Annotated in this window: 13 protein-coding genes and 1 pseudogene; 8 read left to right on the forward strand and 6 right to left on the reverse strand. The window is 74.0% G+C overall.

Translation table 11 applies throughout. From position 1 onward, the window contains the following. Window positions 1–94: 94 nt before the first annotated feature. Window positions 95–964: pseudogene (gene ligD, locus ACFVXH_RS22090) on the reverse strand (non-homologous end-joining DNA ligase); the annotation flags it as partial. 127 nt (window positions 965–1091) lie between these two features. Then, on the reverse strand, window positions 1092–1526 hold the full coding sequence (locus ACFVXH_RS22095) for a VOC family protein (protein ID WP_387826318.1): 435 nt from the start codon (window positions 1524–1526) through the stop codon (window positions 1092–1094). A gap of 270 nt (window positions 1527–1796) precedes the next feature. On the opposite strand from ACFVXH_RS22095, the gene ACFVXH_RS22100 reads away from it, so the two are divergent. Then, window positions 1797–2231 carry a CBS domain-containing protein gene (locus ACFVXH_RS22100; RefSeq protein ID WP_234348648.1) on the forward strand — a complete coding sequence of 145 codons (435 nt, stop codon included), beginning with the start codon at window positions 1797–1799 and terminating at the stop codon, window positions 2229–2231. Between the two features lie 158 nt (window positions 2232–2389). Here ACFVXH_RS22100 and ACFVXH_RS22105 read toward each other — a convergent pair whose 3' ends face one another. After that, entirely contained in the window at window positions 2390–3322 is a 933-nt protein-coding gene (locus tag ACFVXH_RS22105; RefSeq protein ID WP_387826322.1) for a helix-turn-helix domain-containing protein, read from the reverse strand. A 151-nt stretch (window positions 3323–3473) separates the two neighbouring features. Here ACFVXH_RS22105 and ACFVXH_RS22110 point away from each other — a divergent pair, with 151 nt between their 5' ends. Next, window positions 3474–4058 carry a pyridoxamine 5'-phosphate oxidase family protein gene (locus ACFVXH_RS22110; RefSeq protein WP_049658863.1) on the forward strand — a complete coding sequence of 195 codons (585 nt, stop codon included), beginning with the start codon at window positions 3474–3476 and terminating at the stop codon, window positions 4056–4058. Window positions 4059–4197: 139 nt separating this feature from the next. Here ACFVXH_RS22110 and ACFVXH_RS22115 read toward each other — a convergent pair whose 3' ends face one another. Beyond that, a complete protein-coding gene (locus tag ACFVXH_RS22115; RefSeq protein WP_063780366.1) occupies window positions 4198–4593 on the reverse strand; it encodes a transglycosylase family protein in 396 nt (131 codons plus the stop codon). Window positions 4594–5076: 483 nt separating this feature from the next. Between ACFVXH_RS22115 and ACFVXH_RS22120 the strand changes: the two genes are divergently transcribed. From ACFVXH_RS22120 to ACFVXH_RS22135, 4 genes are all read left to right on the forward strand, one after another. Continuing rightward, a complete protein-coding gene (locus tag ACFVXH_RS22120) occupies window positions 5077–5670 on the forward strand; it encodes a universal stress protein (RefSeq protein ID WP_079272610.1) in 594 nt (197 codons plus the stop codon). Between the two features lie 125 nt (window positions 5671–5795). Beyond that, window positions 5796–7250, forward strand: coding sequence for a PLP-dependent aminotransferase family protein (locus ACFVXH_RS22125; protein WP_074004909.1), 1455 nt, complete (start codon window positions 5796–5798; stop codon window positions 7248–7250). A 163-nt stretch (window positions 7251–7413) separates the two neighbouring features. Then, the gene (locus tag ACFVXH_RS22130) at window positions 7414–7929 is read left to right on the forward strand and encodes a hypothetical protein (protein ID WP_063780349.1); all 516 of its coding nucleotides are present in this window, start codon (window positions 7414–7416) and stop codon (window positions 7927–7929) included. A gap of 660 nt (window positions 7930–8589) precedes the next feature. After that, complete coding sequence (locus tag ACFVXH_RS22135) at window positions 8590–9996, forward strand: family 2B encapsulin nanocompartment shell protein (RefSeq protein WP_074004908.1); 1407 nt, start codon at window positions 8590–8592, stop codon at window positions 9994–9996. A gap of 881 nt (window positions 9997–10877) precedes the next feature. Here ACFVXH_RS22135 and ACFVXH_RS22140 read toward each other — a convergent pair. Continuing rightward, window positions 10878–11576, reverse strand: a complete 699-nt coding sequence (locus tag ACFVXH_RS22140; RefSeq protein ID WP_387826328.1) for a hypothetical protein — start codon at window positions 11574–11576, stop codon at window positions 10878–10880. Between the two features lie 236 nt (window positions 11577–11812). Here ACFVXH_RS22140 and ACFVXH_RS22145 point away from each other — a divergent pair, with 236 nt between their 5' ends. Further along, complete coding sequence (locus ACFVXH_RS22145; protein ID WP_049660896.1) at window positions 11813–12580, forward strand: DUF4239 domain-containing protein; 768 nt, start codon at window positions 11813–11815, stop codon at window positions 12578–12580. A 127-nt stretch (window positions 12581–12707) separates the two neighbouring features. Further along, entirely contained in the window at window positions 12708–13265 is a 558-nt protein-coding gene (yidD, locus tag ACFVXH_RS22150) for a membrane protein insertion efficiency factor YidD (RefSeq protein ID WP_387826331.1), read from the forward strand. 112 nt (window positions 13266–13377) lie between these two features. On the opposite strand, the gene ACFVXH_RS22155 is transcribed toward yidD, so the two are convergent. Next, window positions 13378–15732: a glycosyl hydrolase family 18 protein gene (locus tag ACFVXH_RS22155; protein ID WP_387826334.1), complete on the reverse strand. Its 2355-nt coding sequence runs from the start codon at window positions 15730–15732 to the stop codon at window positions 13378–13380. Window positions 15733–16021 lie beyond the last annotated feature (289 nt).

The raw sequence follows: 16021 nt of genomic DNA on the forward strand, positions 1-16021 counted from the left end.
GCAGCACCTGGGCCGGCCGCGCTCCTTCCGCCCGCCTGGTCGGTGGTGACCCCGTCGGTGGTGACCCCGTCGGCGGTGGCGCCGCCGGTGCGCCGGGCAGCGGCCGGGCCCGCTCCGGGTCCAGTAGCGGGGCGAGCAGGTCGCCGTGCGCGGCCAGCCGGTCGGGCACCTCGGCGAGGGTGAAGACCAGGTCCCGCTCGTCGGCGGCCCGTTCCAGCTCCGCCCAGGCCAGCGGGGTGGAGACGGTCGGCAGCGGCCTGGCCCGCAGGGTGTACGGCGCGGCGGTGGTCTTCTTGGCGTTGTTCTGCGACCAGTCGACCAGCACCCGGCCCCGGCGGCGGGCCTTGGCCATGGTGTGCACCACCAGCTCCGGGTGCTCGGCCTCCAGGGCGGCGGCCAGCGCCTTCGCGTACCCGGAGACCCGGGCGCTCGGCGCGGGCTCGATCGGGACCAGCAGGTGCAGGCCCTTGGAGCCGGAGGTCTTCACCCAGGCCGCCAGGCCGTCCGCCGCGAGCCGCTCGCGCAGCAGCAGCGCGACCGTGCGGCAGGTGAGCACGTCGGCGCCCTCGCCGGGGTCCAGGTCCAGCACCAGCCGGTCGGCGAGGGCGGGTCGGGCCGCGTGCCACTGCGGGACGTGCAGTTCCAGGCAGCCCAGGTTGGCGACCGCCAGCAGCGCCGCGCCGCTCTCCAGCACCACCTGGCGCAGCTCGCCGGTGTTGCTCGGCACGTCGACCGTGCGCACCCAGTCCGGGGTGCCGGGCGGCGGGTTCTTGGCGACGAACACCTCCGCCTCGACGCCGTCCGGGCAGCGGAGGAAGGAGACCGGGCGGTCGCGCAGGTGCGGGAGCAGCGCGGCGTGCACGGCGGCGTAGTAGCGCAGCACCTCGCCCTTGGGGGTGCCGGTGCGCGGGTAGTACACCTTGTCGAGGTGGGAGAGGGCGAGGGTGTGCCCGTCCACCGTCATCTGCGGCACGGTCCGCCTCCGATGCCTCCGATGCCTCCGGTGGGGTGGCCCCGCTGTCAGTCTGCCCCGGTCCGGCGGCCACCGCCTCGGCGCCGCCGCTCCGGGCCGTCCGCGACCGCGGACCGCCTCACCCCCGTGGGCGGCCGGCCGGCCGGGGCGCGCCCGGGTAGGTGCCGAAGTACCAGCGGTTGCCCTCCGGGTCGGCGGCGGCGAAGTCGCGCGAGCCGTAGTCGGTCTCGTACAGCCCGGTGGTGATCCGGGCCCCGGCGGCCACCGCGCGGGCGTGCACGCCGTCCGGGTCGGCGGTGACCACGTACGCGGTGAAGCCGCCCGGCCGGCCCGGCCACGGTTCGGCGTCCTCGGGCGCCGGACGGTCGGAGCCGAGCATCACGCCGCCGCCCTCGGGCCAGGCGAGTTCGGCGTGCGCGACGAAGTCGCCCTCGCCGTAGGTGACGACCTCCTGGAAGCCGAAGGCGTCGACCAGGAAGCGGATCAGGGCCCGGGCGTCGGTGGCGCGCAGGTTGGGCCAGACCTGCGGGGCGGGGGTCTCGGTGGTGTCCATGGCTCGCTCACTCCTCGGGACGTGCGGGTGGCCGGGCCGGTGGCCGGGCCGGTCGCGTTCTCCTCCACTCTGCGGCCGCGCCCCGGGCCCCGCCTCGAAGGTCGCGCGGACTCGCCCGCTCCGGCTGCGCGGGGTCGCGGGCGGAGGCGGGGTTGCTTATGGTGAGGGCGCGGTCACAGCCCCCTTCCGCCCCGACGGCGGGAGCCCGGGAGCACCGCCGGGGGGATGCGGGGGGATCAGGCGGGGGGAACCACCGACGAAGGAGTCCCCGTGACCAAAGCCCGAGACATCATGCACACCGGTGCCCAGTGCATCGGCGCCCACCAGACGCTCGCCGAGGCCGCGCGGATGATGCGCGACAAGCACGTGGGCGCGCTGCCGATCTGCGGCGACGACCAGAAGCTCAAGGGCATCATCACCGACCGCGACATCGTGCTGCGATGTATCGCGGAGGGCAAGGACCCGGCCACGATGACGGCCATCGAACTGGGCGGCCACCTGCACTGCGTACGCGCCGAGGACAGCATGGAGACGGTGCTGCGCAAGATGGAGCAGCACCAGATCCGGCGGATCCCGGTGATCGACGGGGACCGGCTGGTGGGCATGATCAGCGAGGCCGACCTGGCGATGGGCCACCGCGAAGGCCAGCGGCTGACCGATCAGCAGATCATCGAGTTCATGGACAGCGTGTACCTGAAGCACTGACCGGCTGACACCCCGCCCGGCCCGCCCCGCCCCGCCCCGTTTCCGCCCTGCCCTGCCCCGCCCCGCCCGCTCCGGTGACCGGCCGGCCCCCCGTACCGGCCGGGCCCTTCGAGCGTGCCGGGCGGGGCAGCGGTGCGTCTTGTACGAATGCGCACTCCTCAGCTCCCGGAACCCCCTGGGTCCAGGACGGTGCTGGTCACCCGCCCGCTGACCCGGTCGGTGACCCGCTCGGCGGGCCCGGGCAGGGCGGCGGCGGTGCGCCGGGCGGCCAGGAACGCGCGCGGCGAGCAGCCGACCATGGCGCGGAAGGTCCGGTCGAGGTGGGACTGGTCGTAGTAGCCGCAGCGCGTGGCCAGGTCGGCGCCGGTGGGCCGGTGCCCGGGGCGGTGGTCCCCGGAGGGGTGGTCCTCGTGCGCGGTCAGGGCGTTGAGGGTGCGCTGGAGCCGGAGGATGCCGGCCGCCTGCTTGGGGGCCAGCCCGAGGTGCTCGCGGAAGCGCAGCTCCAGTCGGCGGCGGCTCCACCCGGTGCCCTCGACCAGGGTGCCGATCGGCACCAGCCCGTGCGAGTGCCGCAGTTGCCGCCAGACCCAGTGCACGGACGGGTCCCAGTCCGGCCCGTACGCGAACAGCGCGCCGAAGTACCCGTCCAGCATGGCGAACCGGGCCGGCCAGCTCGGCGCGTGGGCCAGCCGGTCGGTCAGCGCCCGCAGCCGCGGGCCCAGGACGTCCCCGGCCTCGGCCCAGTGCCCGCCGAGCTCGCCGGCCAGCGGCCCGAACGCCCGGAACGCGCCCTGCGGGGTGAGCGAGACGGCCAACCCGTGCAGCGCGCCCGCGTGTTCGGCGACCGTCGCGGTGCGGCGCAGCCCGGCCGCGACCGAGCCGAAGGAGGCCGCGGCCGCGGGGGAGACGGCGTCGGTGAGGCTCATGGTGCCCTCGAAGGCGAGCGCCACGGTGACCACGTCCGTCGGCACCTCCAGCCGCCGGAGCGGCTGCCGCAGCGCCAGCCGGTAGCCCCGGTAGCCGAGCACGTACCCGCGCAGCGGCGCGGCCGGCGCGCCGAGGACCGTCCCGGGAGGGGTGTTCCGGATCATCGCAACTCCCCAGCTCGGTCCGGCGGGTGACACGCGCACGGGCCATCGTAGGCGGCACCGCCCGGCCCCCGGGAGGGCCCGGGCGGTGCGGGGCGTCTCAGGAAGCGGAATCCGGTTTCTTGCCAGCCGAGATGGGGGCAGACTGGCGGGCATGGGAAAGCAGTACGAAGCCATCGACGGTCGGCTGCGCCGGTTCATCGAGCGCCAGCCGGTCTACTTCGTGGCCACCGCCCCGCTGGCCGCCGACGGGCACGTCAACCTCTCGCCCAAGGGCCGGTCCGGGACGCTCGCGGTGATCGACGAACTCACCCTCGCCTACCTGGATTTCGGCGGCTCGCAGGCCGAGACGGTCGCCCATCTGCGGGAGAACGGCCGGATCACCCTGATGTGGTGCGCGTTCGAGGGCCCGCCGACCGTGGTGCGGGTGCACGGGCGCGGGGAGCCGGTGTTCCGGGACGACCCGCGGTTCGCCGAACTGCTCGGCCACTTCGACCCGTCCGCCGACGGATCCGGGCTGCGGGCGATCGTGCTGGTCAGGGCGGAGCGGGTCAGCGACTCCTGCGGGTACGCGGTGCCGTTCATGGACTACCGGGCCGACCGCGACCTGCACGCCCAGTACTTCGACCGGAAGGACGAGGAGGAGTTCGGCGCCTACTGCGAGCGCAAGCCGCTGGTCGGCAGCAGCATCGACGGGCTGCCGGCCGTTCCGCTGCCACTCCCGCCCCGGCCGTCCTGACCGGCCCGTTCCACCGGGGTGGCCGGGATCCGGGGGCCGAGGGGCCGGGAGCCGAGGGGTCGGGATCCGGGGCTCCGGCCGGGAACGCGACGAGGCCGCCGCGCCCCGGGTGGGGTGCGGCGGCCTCGTGGCCTACGTCTTACTTGCCCAGACCGGCCTTGACGGAGCAGACCGGCCAGGCGCCGGGGCCCTGGGCGGCGAGGACCTTCTCGCCGATGGCGATCTGCTGGTCCTTGGTGGCCTGGTGGGCCTGCGCGGCGTAGGAGGTGCCACCGAAGGCGGCCCAGGTGCTCTGGGTGAACTGCAGGCCGCCGTAGAAGCCGTTGCCGGAGTTGATGGCCCAGTTGCCGGTCGCCTCGCAGGCGGCGACCTTGTCCCAGACCGTGGCCGGCGCGGCGGAGGCGCTGGTGGCCGTGACGAGGCCGGCCACGGGCAGGGCGGTGATCGCCCCGGCCATCAGAGCCATCCGGACGCGGTTGCGGCGCTTCGGGGTGGCAGTGGTGGTGGCAGCGGCGGTCTCGTTACGGAAGGTCATGGAGTTCCTTTCGGAGGGGTCTGCGAGCGCGCGGAACCAGGCCTTCGGAAGGCCGTCGGTTTCGGGGACACGTCACTCGCGTGGTCCTGCACCGTTCTGCCCGGGGGCGGTTGGCCCGGCCGGAGCGGATCGCTCGGTGCAACGGGTTCGAAGTTACGGGGGTGGACGGGGCGGTTTCAAGGATCCGAAGGTTTAGCCACGTCAGAGGGGTGTTACCGCGCGTAAGGATCAAGGAAATATGGCGATTTCGCCCGATTTGCCACCATTTCCAAGATCAAAAAGCCCCGGGAAGTGGCCCGCGCCACTCCGAACCCGCCCCGGAACCGGTGTGAGGCCGCCCACACGGTCGACAGCGCGTGACGGTCGGCCAGCCGCCGGTGCCGGTTCCGCCGCCGCGGCCGCCCGCCCGGGTGGCCCGCGCCACAGCCCTCACCCGGAGTGCCCCCTGCCGTCACTCCCGGTGGCGGGCATAGCCTCGGCCCCATGAGCAACGACAGCGATGCAGCGGACACGGCGGACGCGGGAGAGGCGGCCGCCGGTGCGGGAGGGGCGGCCGACGCCGGTGCGGGAAGGGCCGCCGCGGCGGGGGTGCCGATCGGCGCCGAGGAGCACGAGGCCGCGGCCGCGCCCGCGGGCTTCGAGCTGGGCACCGACGGCCCCAGCGTGGTGCTGGCCGGCCTGGACGGCTCCGACTCCTCCTGGCGCGCCACCGCCTACGCCGCCGGACTGGCCCGCCGGCAGGGCGCCGTCCTCGCGGTGGCGTACGTCCAGCCGATCCTCGGCGCCGCGACCGCCCTGGCCGGGGCCGTGGTGGAGGAGACCACCCAGGAGATCGCCGAGGAGCTGCTGGCCGCCCTGCGCGAGGCCGAGCACCGGGTGCGCGAGGTGTGGAAGGTGGAGTGGCGCTTCCTGACCATGCGCGGCGACCCGTACACCGGCCTCGCCAAGCTCGCGGACGAGCTGCGCGCCGACGCCGTGGTGGTCGGCGTCTCCGAGCAGGCCGGGCACAAGGTGATCGGTTCGGTGGCGGTCCGGCTGGTCAAGGCGGGCCGCTGGCCGGTCACCGTCGTCCCATAGGCGTGTGCCCCCAGCCTGAGGCGCGTGCCCTGACCTGCGTGCCCCGGGCCTGAGGCGCGTGCCCGGCCCGGGGCCGGGTGGCCGCCCGAAGGGGGCCGGAGCGGCGGCCGGTAGGGTGCGTGACCATGACGGACACGCGGGGCACGCACCCCTCCGAGCCCGCCCACCCGACCGGCAGTGACCTGCACCTCGACCTCCCCGCCACCGGGGGCCGGCGTGCCGCGCTGATGACGGCCCTGCGCGAGGCGATCCGCAGCGGCAGACTGGCCCCCGGCACCCGGCTGCCGCCCTACCGCGCCCTCGCCACCGACCTCGGCCTGGCCCGCAACACCGCCGCCGAGGCCTACGCCGAACTCGTCGCCGAGGGCTGGCTCACCGCCCGGCAGGGCTCCGGCACCACCGTCGCCGAACGCGCCGAACCCGTCCCGAGCGGCCGGGCCCGTCGGCCCTCCCGCCGCCCCGGCCCCACCCACGACCTGCGCCAGGGCCAGCCCGACGCCTCCTCCTTCCCGCGCACCGCCTGGCTCGCCGCCGCCCGCCGGGCCCTCACCGCCGCCCCCAACGAGGCCTTCGGACCCGGCGACCCCCAGGGCCGGCGCGAACTGCGCACCGTCCTCGCCGACTACCTCGCCCGCGCCCGGGGCGTGCGCACCGACCCCGACCGGATCGTGGTCTGCTCGGGCTTCGCCCACGCGCTGCGGCTGCTCTTCGACGGCGCCGCGCCCGTCCTGCCGCCCGCCGAGCACGGCCCGTTGGCGGTCGAGGCGTACGGGCTGGGCTTCCACCGCGGGCTGCTGGCCGCCGCCGGCGTCACCACCGTTCCGCTGCCGATCGACGAACGGGGCGCCCGGACCGGCGAGTTGGCGAACCACCCGGACGTCCGGACGGCGCTGCTCACCCCCGCCCACCAGTTCCCCACCGGCGGCCCACTGCACCCTGGGCGCCGCGCCGCCGTGGTGGATTGGGCGCGCGGGCGCGGCGGGCTGGTCCTGGAGGACGACTACGACGGGGAGTTCCGCTACGACCGCCAGCCGGTCGGCGCCCTCCAGGGGCTCGACCCCGAACGGGTGGTCTACCTCGGCAGCGCCAGCAAGAGCCTCACCCCCGCGCTGCGGCTCGGCTGGATGGTGCTGCCCGACCACCTGGTGGACCGGGTGCTCGCCGCCAAGGGCGAGCGCGAGGGCTGGGCCAGCGCCCTCGACCAGCTGACCCTCGCCGAGTTCATCGACTCCGGCGGCTACGACCGGCACGTGCGCCGGATGCGCCGCCGCTACCGCGAGCGCCGGGACGAGCTGGTGGCCGCCCTCGCGGCCCGCGCCCCGCACGTCGAGGTGTCCGGCATCGCGGCCGGCCTGCACGCGGTGCTGCGCCTGGAGCCGGGCACCGAGCGCTCGGTGCTCAAGGCCGCCGCCTACCGGGGCCTGGCCGTCGAGGGGCTCGCGGACTACCGGCACCCGGCGGTCGGGGAGGAGGCGATGCCCGCCGTCGACGGCCTGGTGGTCGGCTACGCCACGCCGCCGGACCACGCCTACCCGGCGGCGCTCGGCGCGCTCTGCGACATCCTGCCGCCGTGCGGGTGAGGGCCGCCCCCGGGAGCAGCGGCGAAGGATAGGCCCCCGGGTGCGCCCGTGGGGGCGGAACGAGAGCGGCCGGTGCGGGGTGTCCGCTCGCCGCTCCTGCGTCGGTACGGACCCGGGCCGAGGAGCACAACCCCGGCGGAGGCGGGGCCTACGCTCCTTGGTCATGCGCAGAACACATCCGCGTCGCGCCGCGCTCGCCGCGTGTCCGGCCCTCGTCGTCGGTCTGCTCCTCTCCGCCGCCCCTGCCGCCCGGGCCGACGGACAACTGCCCCTCACGGCCGTCTCCGACAAGCAGACGACGGTCCGGGGGAGCGAGTTCACCGTCACCCTGACGCTCACCAACCCGTACGACACCCCGATCCAGTTCGTCTACCAGAGCGTCCAGGAGACCTACGCCACGAGTCTGGAGACCGGGCTGAAGTTCACCGCGACCGCCTGCGGCACCCAGACCAACGGGTGCAGTGACAACGTCCACGGCGGCATCGCCCGGTACAACGTCCCACTCGCCCCCGGTGCCAGCAGCGCCTTCACGGTGACGTACGCCGTCGCCCCCGATTCGGCCTGCGGTCCCGGCACCCGGATCGACCTCTACTCCTACCTGTACTACGAGTACAAGGGCGGTGAGGCCAACAACTCGGGCATCGTCGGCGTCCCCGGCACCCAGGTCGCCTGCGCCTGACCCGCCCGCCTCGACCGGCCTGCCTCACCGGCCTGGTCACCCGCCTGGTCCGCCTGACCTGAATGACCCGGCTGACCCGAATGGTCCGACCGGCCCACCGGTGTCATCGGCGGAGCACCACAGGCGCGCACCGTCCTCTCCGGCGCAGACGCCCACCGCACACCCCCCGTTCACCCGTCAGGTGCCGGCCTCCCCCGTGCCGGCACCTGACGGGCCGTTCGCGTTTCCCGTGGTCGGCCGCGGGGAGCGGCGGTCGGAGCCCGGCGGCGCGCGGGTGTCCGAACCGCCGGGACGGTGCGTCGGGTTGACGCCGGACGGTGGTCTCCGGGCCGTCCGGCCGGGCCCCGACCGGGGTGGAAAGGCCGTTGGCCGCAGGGGGATCGCCGGGGCGAACGGATGTTCCCGGAGTTTGCGGGGAGATGGGGGCGGACCGGGCAAGATTCACCCTATCGGGGGGTAGTGAGCCTTCGTTCGGGCTCCGTCGGGTCCTGATGATCTAGGGTTCCGGGTGGGCCGCCGGGAGACGGTGGTCGCCTTCTCGCGTAAATCGCCAACGCCCCCACCGATAAACGGATCTGATGATCCGTCATGGCATGCGTCAGGGCGGGCCGCTGTGCCCCTGGACGTGTGACCCGATCACAGGAATGGAGAGCCCTGCCGATGACCGTGGACACGAGCCCGGAGGCAGTGCAGGCCAAGCAGCAGAGCCTTGCGACGGCTGCTGCCCGGAACCTTGCCACCACGACCAAGTCCGCACCGCAGATGCAGGAGATCACCTCCCGCTGGCTGCTCAAGGTGCTCCCCTGGGTCCAGGCGGCCGGTGGCGCCTACCGCGTCAACCGTCGGCTCACCTACGCCGTGGGCAACGGGGTGGTGGAGTTCATCAAGACCGGCTCCCAGGTCCGGGTGATCCCGGCCGAGCTGGGCGAGCTGGCCCTGCTGCGCGGCTACGAGGACGAGGACGTCCTCACCGCCCTGGCCGACCGCTGCCAGCAGCGGGACTTCGGCCCCGGCGAGGTGCTCACCACCCAGGGCGAGGCCGCCGACAAGATCTTCCTGATCGCGCACGGCAAGATCAACAAGATCGGCACCGGCAAGTACGGCGACGACACCGTGGTCGGCGTGGCCGGCGACGGCGACCGCTTCGGTGACGACGCGCTGCTGAACCCGGACGCCGTCTGGGAGTTCACGGCCAAGACCGCCACCTCCGGTGTCGCCCTGACGCTGACCCGGGCGGACTTCGCCGCCATCCGGGACAACGCGCCCAGCCTCCAGGAGCACCTCCAGGGCTTCCTGGCCCTGCCGCTCCAGGCGCAGAACGAGCGCGGCGAGGCCGAGATCGCCATGTCGGCCGGCCACCACGGCGAGTACGAGCTGCCCGGCGCCTTCGTGGACTACGAGCTCAAGCCGCGCGAGTACGAGCTGAGCGTCGCGCAGACCGTCCTGAAGGTCCACACCCGCGTCGCGGACCTGTACAACCAGCCGATGAACCAGACCGAGCACCAGTTGCGGCTGACGATCGAGGCCCTGCGCGAGCGCCAGGAGCACGAGATCGTCAACAACCCGGAGTTCGGCCTGCTCAACAACGCCGACTTCGACCAGCGCATCCAGACCCACTCCGGCCCGCCCACCCCGGACGACCTGGACGAGCTGCTCAACCGCCGCCGCGACCCCGACTACCTGCTCGCCCACCCGCGGACCATCGCCGCGATCGGCCGGGAGTTCAACGCCCGCGGGCTGTACCCCACCCACGTCGACCTCGGCGGGCAGCAGGTGCCGGCCTGGCGCGGGGTGCCGATCCTGCCGTGCAACAAGATCCCGATCACCAAGGAGAACACCAGCTCGATCCTGGTGATCCGTACCGGTGAGGACAACCAAGGCGTCATCGGCCTGCACCAGACCGGCCTCCCGGATGAGTACCAGCCCTCGCTGTCGGTCCGCTTCATGGGCATCGACGAGAAGGCGATCATCTCGTACCTGGTCAGCGCCTACTACTCGGCCGCCATCCTGGTGCCGGACGCGGTCGGCGTGCTGGAGAACGTGGAGATCGCGCACCGCCGCAGCTGAGCGCGCAGAACGGTGAGCGCGGGCCGTTACCGGTCGGCTCGATGATCGTTTGACCTGATGACGGACGGCCCGCCCCCTGAAGGCGGGCCGTCCGCCTGACCGTGTCTGATCACTTCTGGTCGTACCCGATGGAACTTCCGTCGGGAACGCGACCGTACTCGACCTTTCCGCCCGTTCCGTCCGTTCTGCCCGTTCCCTCGCGGCCGGTCGGCCCGAGCCCGTTCCGTCCTCCCCGGACGATCCGAGAGGTGTGTGGAGCCCATGCCCCAGCGTCGGCAGATCTGCCGGATACCGTCCGGCGTCGCTGGGGGTGCGGCCCCCGGGCGGCGGGTACGGCTGATCGGCGCGGCGGCCGGCGTGGTCGCGATCTGCGCGCTGGTCGGCGGTGCGACCGCGTCCGGCGCCGGGCATCCCGGGGGGTACCCGCACGGCCCGGTGGTGGACATCTGCGTGTGCGACGAGACCGACCTCTCGATGTCGGTGCGGCCGGGCGGACAGGTGACCGTCGGCGTGGACGTGGACGTGGACGTCCAGGTCGGCGCCGCGCCGGGCGTCGGCCCGGGGCACCACGGGCCCAAGCCCCCGCACGGGCACCACCCCTGCCGCACACCCAAGCCCGCCCCGAAGCCCACCGCGCCGCACTTCCCCTCGCCCCAGTTCCCCTCGGCGCACTTCCCGGCACCGTCCGTCTCGGCGCCGTCCTTGTCCTCGCCGCCCTTCTCCTCGCCCTCGCGTCCGGCGGGGCTGCGGAGCGAGCCCGGACGGCCGGTCGAGGGGCAGGGTGGCCCCGGGCAGCTCGGGCCGGGCCACGACGACGGCGATGACGACGAGTACGACGACGGGTACGGCGACGACGAGTACGGCTGGCACCACCATCACCATCACCACCACCATCCGTGCCCGAGCCCCAGTCCGAGCCCGAAGCCCACACCGAGCCCGACGCCGACCCTCACCCACACGCCCAGCCCGACGCCCACTCCGACGCCGACGCCGACGCCGACGCCAACTCGGACTCCGACCCGCACCCCCACACCGACCGCCACGCCGTCGCCGACTCCCACGCCGTCACCGACTCCGAGCCCCACGCCGAGTCCGAGCGCGACTCCGAGTCCCACGCCGAGCCCGAGCGCGAGTCCGAGTCCGAGCGCGAGTCCGAGCCCTACTGCCACGGCGTCGCCGACCTCACCGTCCCCCAGCCCGACGCCGTCCCCCAGCCCGTCGCCCGCGTCGCCCGCACCTTCGGCGTCCCCGGCTCCTTCGGTCCCGCCCTCCGTGCCGCCGTCGGCACCCGTACCGGGGCCCTCCCCGGCCGCGCCGGCGACCCCGGCCCCGCCGGCGCCCGCCCCCGTACAGGCCCCGCCGCTCCCCGTTCCGGCGGCTCCCGCGCCCGCGGTCCCGAGTCCGGCCGCGCCCGGTCCGGCGGCCCCCAGCCCCGCGGCCTCGCCGAGTTCGGCCCGTCCGAGCCCGCTGTGGCCGACCCCGTCGGCGCAGCCGGTGTTCCACGCCCCCAGGGCGAAGCCCGCCCCCATGGCCCGGCAGCACCAGGGCACTTCGATGACCACCATGCTGCTGGTGATCATGGTCCCCGGTGTGCTCGCGGCGGCGGCCCTGCGCCCGGGCCGTGGTGGCCGAGGACGCGGCGGCCGTTCGGGCCCGTCCTGACCGTCCCCTGACGGCCCGCCGACCGGTTCCCGGTCGGCGGGGGCCCGTCCTACCGCCCGGTCCCGAACCGAACCGGCCCGTGCCGAAGCGGTCGGGGGGCCGCCCCCTTGAGCTTTCCGTTCCGTCACAAGCCAAGCCAGAGAAGGGAGTTCCCATGTCCGAGTGGGTGGCGTTGATCATCGCCATGGCGTCGGCCTGTGCCGTCGTGATGGCGGTGGTGGTGCTGAGGCAGCGCCGACCGATCGAGGAGAGTGCCGACGAGACCCCGGATGTCATCGAGTACATCACGATGATGATCGGGGTGGTCTACGCGATCGTCCTCGGTCTCGCCATCGCGGGTGTCTGGGAGGCGCGCGGCGCCGCCCAGGACGACCTGTTCCGCGAGGCGCAGTCGCTGCGCGAGATCAGCGACCGTGCGGTGATCTACCCGGCGGAGTTCCGCGACCAGGTCCGGGCCGACGTGGACACCTACGTCTCGTACGTGGTGAACACCGAGTGGTCCTACATGCAGGAGACCGGTGGCATCACCGAGAAGGGCGACCAGCTGCTCCAGAAGCTCCAGAACGACATCGCCACCCGCTCGCCCGCCTCCGACCTGGAGTCGCAGGGCTACCAGCCGATCATGGACCGGGTCAGCCAGGCGTCCGAGTCCCGCAACTCGCGCGGACAGAACGCCGGGCCGACGATGCCCGGAGTGGTCTGGTTCGGCCTGATCGGGGGTGCGGTGGTGACCGTCGGCATGCTCTTCGCGCTCCAGATCCGGCGTACGCCGAGGGAGTTGACCCTGGCGCTCTGCTTCAGCGTGCTGATCGCCTTCCTGCTGTTCATGATCTGGGACTTCGACAACCCCTTCTCCCGGAGCGTCTCGGTGACCACCCAGCCGTTCGAGGACCTCTTCCCCTCGCTCAACCTCGGCGGCTGAGCCGGTCTCCGGCCGCTGCTTGCGGGCCGCCGGCCGCCGGGCGGATCCGGGCAGATGATCTTCGGATAATCTTGCCCGGATCGTCGGGGGTCGGCCCCCGGCGGCGAGAACGAGGAGATCGTCAGCAGTGTCCGACCCGACGCCGGATCTCGGCGCCCACTTCCCGCCGGCCCGCCCGGAGCGCGCCTGGTGGTGGCTGCCCGCCTCGGAACGGCTCCGGCGGAAGAAGCAGCGCCGGGCCTGGGAGGACTACCGGGAGCGCTACCGCAAGGAGGGCCACGCCAAGGCCCAGCGGCGCAAGCGTGCCCGGGACGAGGGCGCGGACTGCTGCGTCGACGGCTGCTGCGAGTTCGCCGACCCCTGCCTGATCGCCCTGATCCCGGTGATGATGGCCTCCGGTGTCCGGTTCGCCCTCACCGGGGCGCGCGGTCGCCGGGCGGCCGATCCGTCCGCCCCAGCCCCGCGCGGGTTCGCGGCCGGGGTGCTGTACGGCGCGGTGCGCTACTACCGCGCCGAGGTCAGCCCCCGCCGTCCGGCCTGCTGCCCGTACACGCCGTCCTGCTCGACCTACGCGGTGCGGGCGCTGCACCGGCACGGTGCGCTACGCGGGGCCCGGCTGACCGCCGGGCGGCTGCTGCGCTGCCGCCCGGGCGCGGGCGGGGCGGACCCGGTGCCGCCGCGCTGAGCCGCGGCCGGCCGGGTCGCGACGGCCGAGCCCGGGACGGGAAGACCGCGGATGGCCCGCGCGGAGTCTCCGTGCGGGCCATCACTGATTTCTGACGAAGCGTGACGAAACGTCAGCGAAGGCTGCTGTCCATCGAGTTGAGCATGGTGCCGGAGGCGTCGTCGTTCTCCAGGGAGAAGGCGAACAGCCCGCCCAGGCCCTTGGCCTTGGCATAGGCCCCGCGCGCCTGGACGGCCTGCGGGGTGTCACCGGTCCAGAAGTTGGTGCCGTCGTAGACCCAGCTGCTCTCGGTGACCGGGTCCCAGTGGGTCTGGGCCGCGGTCGGGTTGAGCTCCTTCCAGGCGGCCAGGCCGGCCTCCTGGCTCAGCGGCTTCTTCGCCGTCGGGCCGGTCGCGCTCTGGTACAGGCCGTAGTTGGAGCCGGCCGGGACGCCGGTCCAGCCGCGCCAGTAGAACGGGATGCCCAGCACGATCTTGTTCGCGGGGAAGCCGCCGGGGATGCCGTACTCGGGCAGGCCGGTGGTGTACGCGGCGAGCGTGGTGTCCACGTTGTACTTGCGGCTGCCCGGGGTGATCGGCGTGGTCGGGTCGGCCGGGCTGTCGTGCAGCGGGTCCTGGTGGTTGGTCGGGCCGGTGGCGTCCCACGCGCCGTGCATGTCGTAGGACATCACGTCCGCGTAGTCCAGGTAGGCGCCGATCTTGTCGGTCTCCAGCTGGGCGACCTTGTCCTGGCCGCTGGGCAGTGCGGCGGTCAGCAGGTAGCGCTTGCCCTGGGCGGCGCCGAGGGCGTCCAGCTGGGTGCGGAACTCCTTGAGCAGCAGGGTGTAGTTCTGCTTGTCGGCCGCGGAGTAGTGGTTGCCGGTGTGGCCGCCGGCCGAGCCCGGGTACTCCCAGTCGAGGTCGACGCCGTCGAAGAGGCCCGCCGCCGAGGCCGCGCCGCCGGAGGCGTCACCGGCCACGCCGGTCGGCAGGTTCCCCTTGAGGAACATGTCGACGCACGAGGAGACGAAGGCCTTGCGGGAGGAGTCGGTGGCCGCCGCGTCGGAGAAGTACTTGGAGTACGTCCAGCCGCCGATCGAGATGGTGAACCGCAGGTTCGGGTACTTGGCCTTCAGCTGGCGCAGCTGGTTGAAGTTGCCCTTGAGCGGCTGCTCCCAGGTGTCGCTGCTGCCGTCCACGCTGGTGGCGGAGCTGTAGTCGGCCTGGTAGTCGGCGTAGGCGTCGCCCGCGCCGTCACCGGCGTTCGGGTTGGACTCGTTGGCCGAGTCGGAGGCCTTCACCGCCTGGAAGCAGGTGAACTTCGTCGGGTCGATGTTGGCGAACGCGTAGTGGACGACGTCCAGCTTGCCCGCCGCGCCGCTGGTGTCGACGTTCTTGGCGTTGTACGCGTTCTCGTAGACGCCCCACTGGTCGAAGTAGGCGGAGCGGATCGGCTGCTGGGCGGGGGCGGCCGCGGTCGTGGTGCTCACCGGCGCGGACTGGGCGGAGGCGTGGCTGCCGGAGTAGCCCTGGACGCTGAAGGTGTAGCTCCTGCCCGGCAGCAGCGAGCTGACCGCGACGGAGGTGCCCATCGAGGTGGCGACCAGCTGGCCGTTGGACCACACCTTGTAGGCGACCGGGCCGTCGCCGCTGGTGAGGGTGGACGGCTGCCAGGTGAGCACCACCGCGTTGGAGGTGGTCCTGGTGACCGCGAAGCCGGTCGGGGTGGTGACCTTGCCGTCCCCGGCCGGGCCGCTCGCGGTGGCCGTCGGGGTCGGGGTGGTGGTCGTGGGGGTGCCCGTCGGGCTGCCGGTCGCCGTCGGGCTCCCGGTGGGGCTGCCGGTGGCGGTGGGGCTCGCGGTGGCCGTCGGGCTGGCCGTGGCGGTCGGGCTGCCGGTGGCCGTCGGGCTGGTGGACGAGGTGGGGCCGGCCGGGCCGGTCAGCGTGAGGTCGTCCGCGTAGTAGGTGCCGGTGCCGTACCAGCCGTGGGTGAAGACCGTGACGGAGGTGGTGGTGGCGCCGGTGGTGAAGGTGGTGCTCAGCTGGTTCCAGCCGGTCGCGCCCGGCGTCCAGGCCGAGGAGTTGACGCCGGTGCCGGTGGCGCCCAGGTAGACGTAGCTGCCCTGCACCCAGCCGGCCAGGGTGTACGTGGTGTTCGGCTGGACGGTGACGGTCTGCTGGCACTGCGCGGTGTCGCCGGCCGAGGCGGCGCCGGCGAGCGCGCGGCTCCCGCCGTGCACCGGGGTGGTGACGACCGAGCCGTTGGAGCAGGTCCAGCCGGCCAGGGTGCCGGTCTCGAAGTCGCCGTTGGCCAGCAGGTTGACCGGGGCGGCCGAGGCGGAACCGAAGGTGAGGGCGATGGCTGCGCCGCTGGTGGTCAGCGTGGCGGCCAGGGCCAGTGCGGTGGCTCTTCTGCGCTGGGCGGCCCGGCGGTCGGCGCGCTCCCCGGCGGGGTGGGCGGGCCGTGCGGGCGTGACGCGGTCGTGCATGCGGTGGGTCCTCCGGATGTGTGGGGGGTTCCGGCGGTGCGGTGGCCCGGGACGGGCCGAGGGGAGCCGGCCCGGGCGCGGTGGGGGCGCGCGGGCTGGTGACGCGTGCTGACGAGCGGTGTGCGGACGAGCGGAGTGCGGACGCGACGGGCGGCCGACCCGTGCACGTCACGACTGAACAGATTGGACTGGACCAATATTCGCCGTCAAGGGTGTCCGCCCGCTGGACCGTTCCCTGCCGGGTCGGCGGCGGCCCGGTAGGTTGGCCGGTACGAGCAGGCCCGTCGAA

Origin of the sequence: Kitasatospora sp. NPDC058184 (genome assembly GCF_042883725.1) — a bacterium.
Lineage (GTDB): Bacteria > Actinomycetota > Actinomycetes > Streptomycetales > Streptomycetaceae > Kitasatospora.

What these genes read in the sequence shown, in the direction of transcription:
- ACFVXH_RS22095 (WP_387826318.1), bottom strand. Translation starts at nt 1,526, where the DNA reads ATGGACACCACCGAGACCCCCGCCCCGCAGGTCTGGCCCAACCTGCGC.
- ACFVXH_RS22105 (WP_387826322.1), bottom strand. Translation starts at nt 3,322, where the DNA reads ATGATCCGGAACACCCCTCCCGGGACGGTCCTCGGCGCGCCGGCCGCG.
- ACFVXH_RS22110 (WP_049658863.1), top strand. Translation starts at nt 3,474, where the DNA reads ATGGGAAAGCAGTACGAAGCCATCGACGGTCGGCTGCGCCGGTTCATC.
- ACFVXH_RS22115 (WP_063780366.1), bottom strand. Translation starts at nt 4,593, where the DNA reads ATGACCTTCCGTAACGAGACCGCCGCTGCCACCACCACTGCCACCCCG.
- ACFVXH_RS22120 (WP_079272610.1), top strand. Translation starts at nt 5,077, where the DNA reads ATGAGCAACGACAGCGATGCAGCGGACACGGCGGACGCGGGAGAGGCG.
- ACFVXH_RS22125 (WP_074004909.1), top strand. Translation starts at nt 5,796, where the DNA reads ATGACGGACACGCGGGGCACGCACCCCTCCGAGCCCGCCCACCCGACC.
- ACFVXH_RS22130 (WP_063780349.1), top strand. Translation starts at nt 7,414, where the DNA reads ATGCGCAGAACACATCCGCGTCGCGCCGCGCTCGCCGCGTGTCCGGCC.
- ACFVXH_RS22135 (WP_074004908.1), top strand. Translation starts at nt 8,590, where the DNA reads ATGACCGTGGACACGAGCCCGGAGGCAGTGCAGGCCAAGCAGCAGAGC.
- ACFVXH_RS22140 (WP_387826328.1), bottom strand. Translation starts at nt 11,576, where the DNA reads ATGATCACCAGCAGCATGGTGGTCATCGAAGTGCCCTGGTGCTGCCGG.
- ACFVXH_RS22145 (WP_049660896.1), top strand. Translation starts at nt 11,813, where the DNA reads ATGTCCGAGTGGGTGGCGTTGATCATCGCCATGGCGTCGGCCTGTGCC.
- ACFVXH_RS22155 (WP_387826334.1), bottom strand. Translation starts at nt 15,732, where the DNA reads ATGCACGACCGCGTCACGCCCGCACGGCCCGCCCACCCCGCCGGGGAG.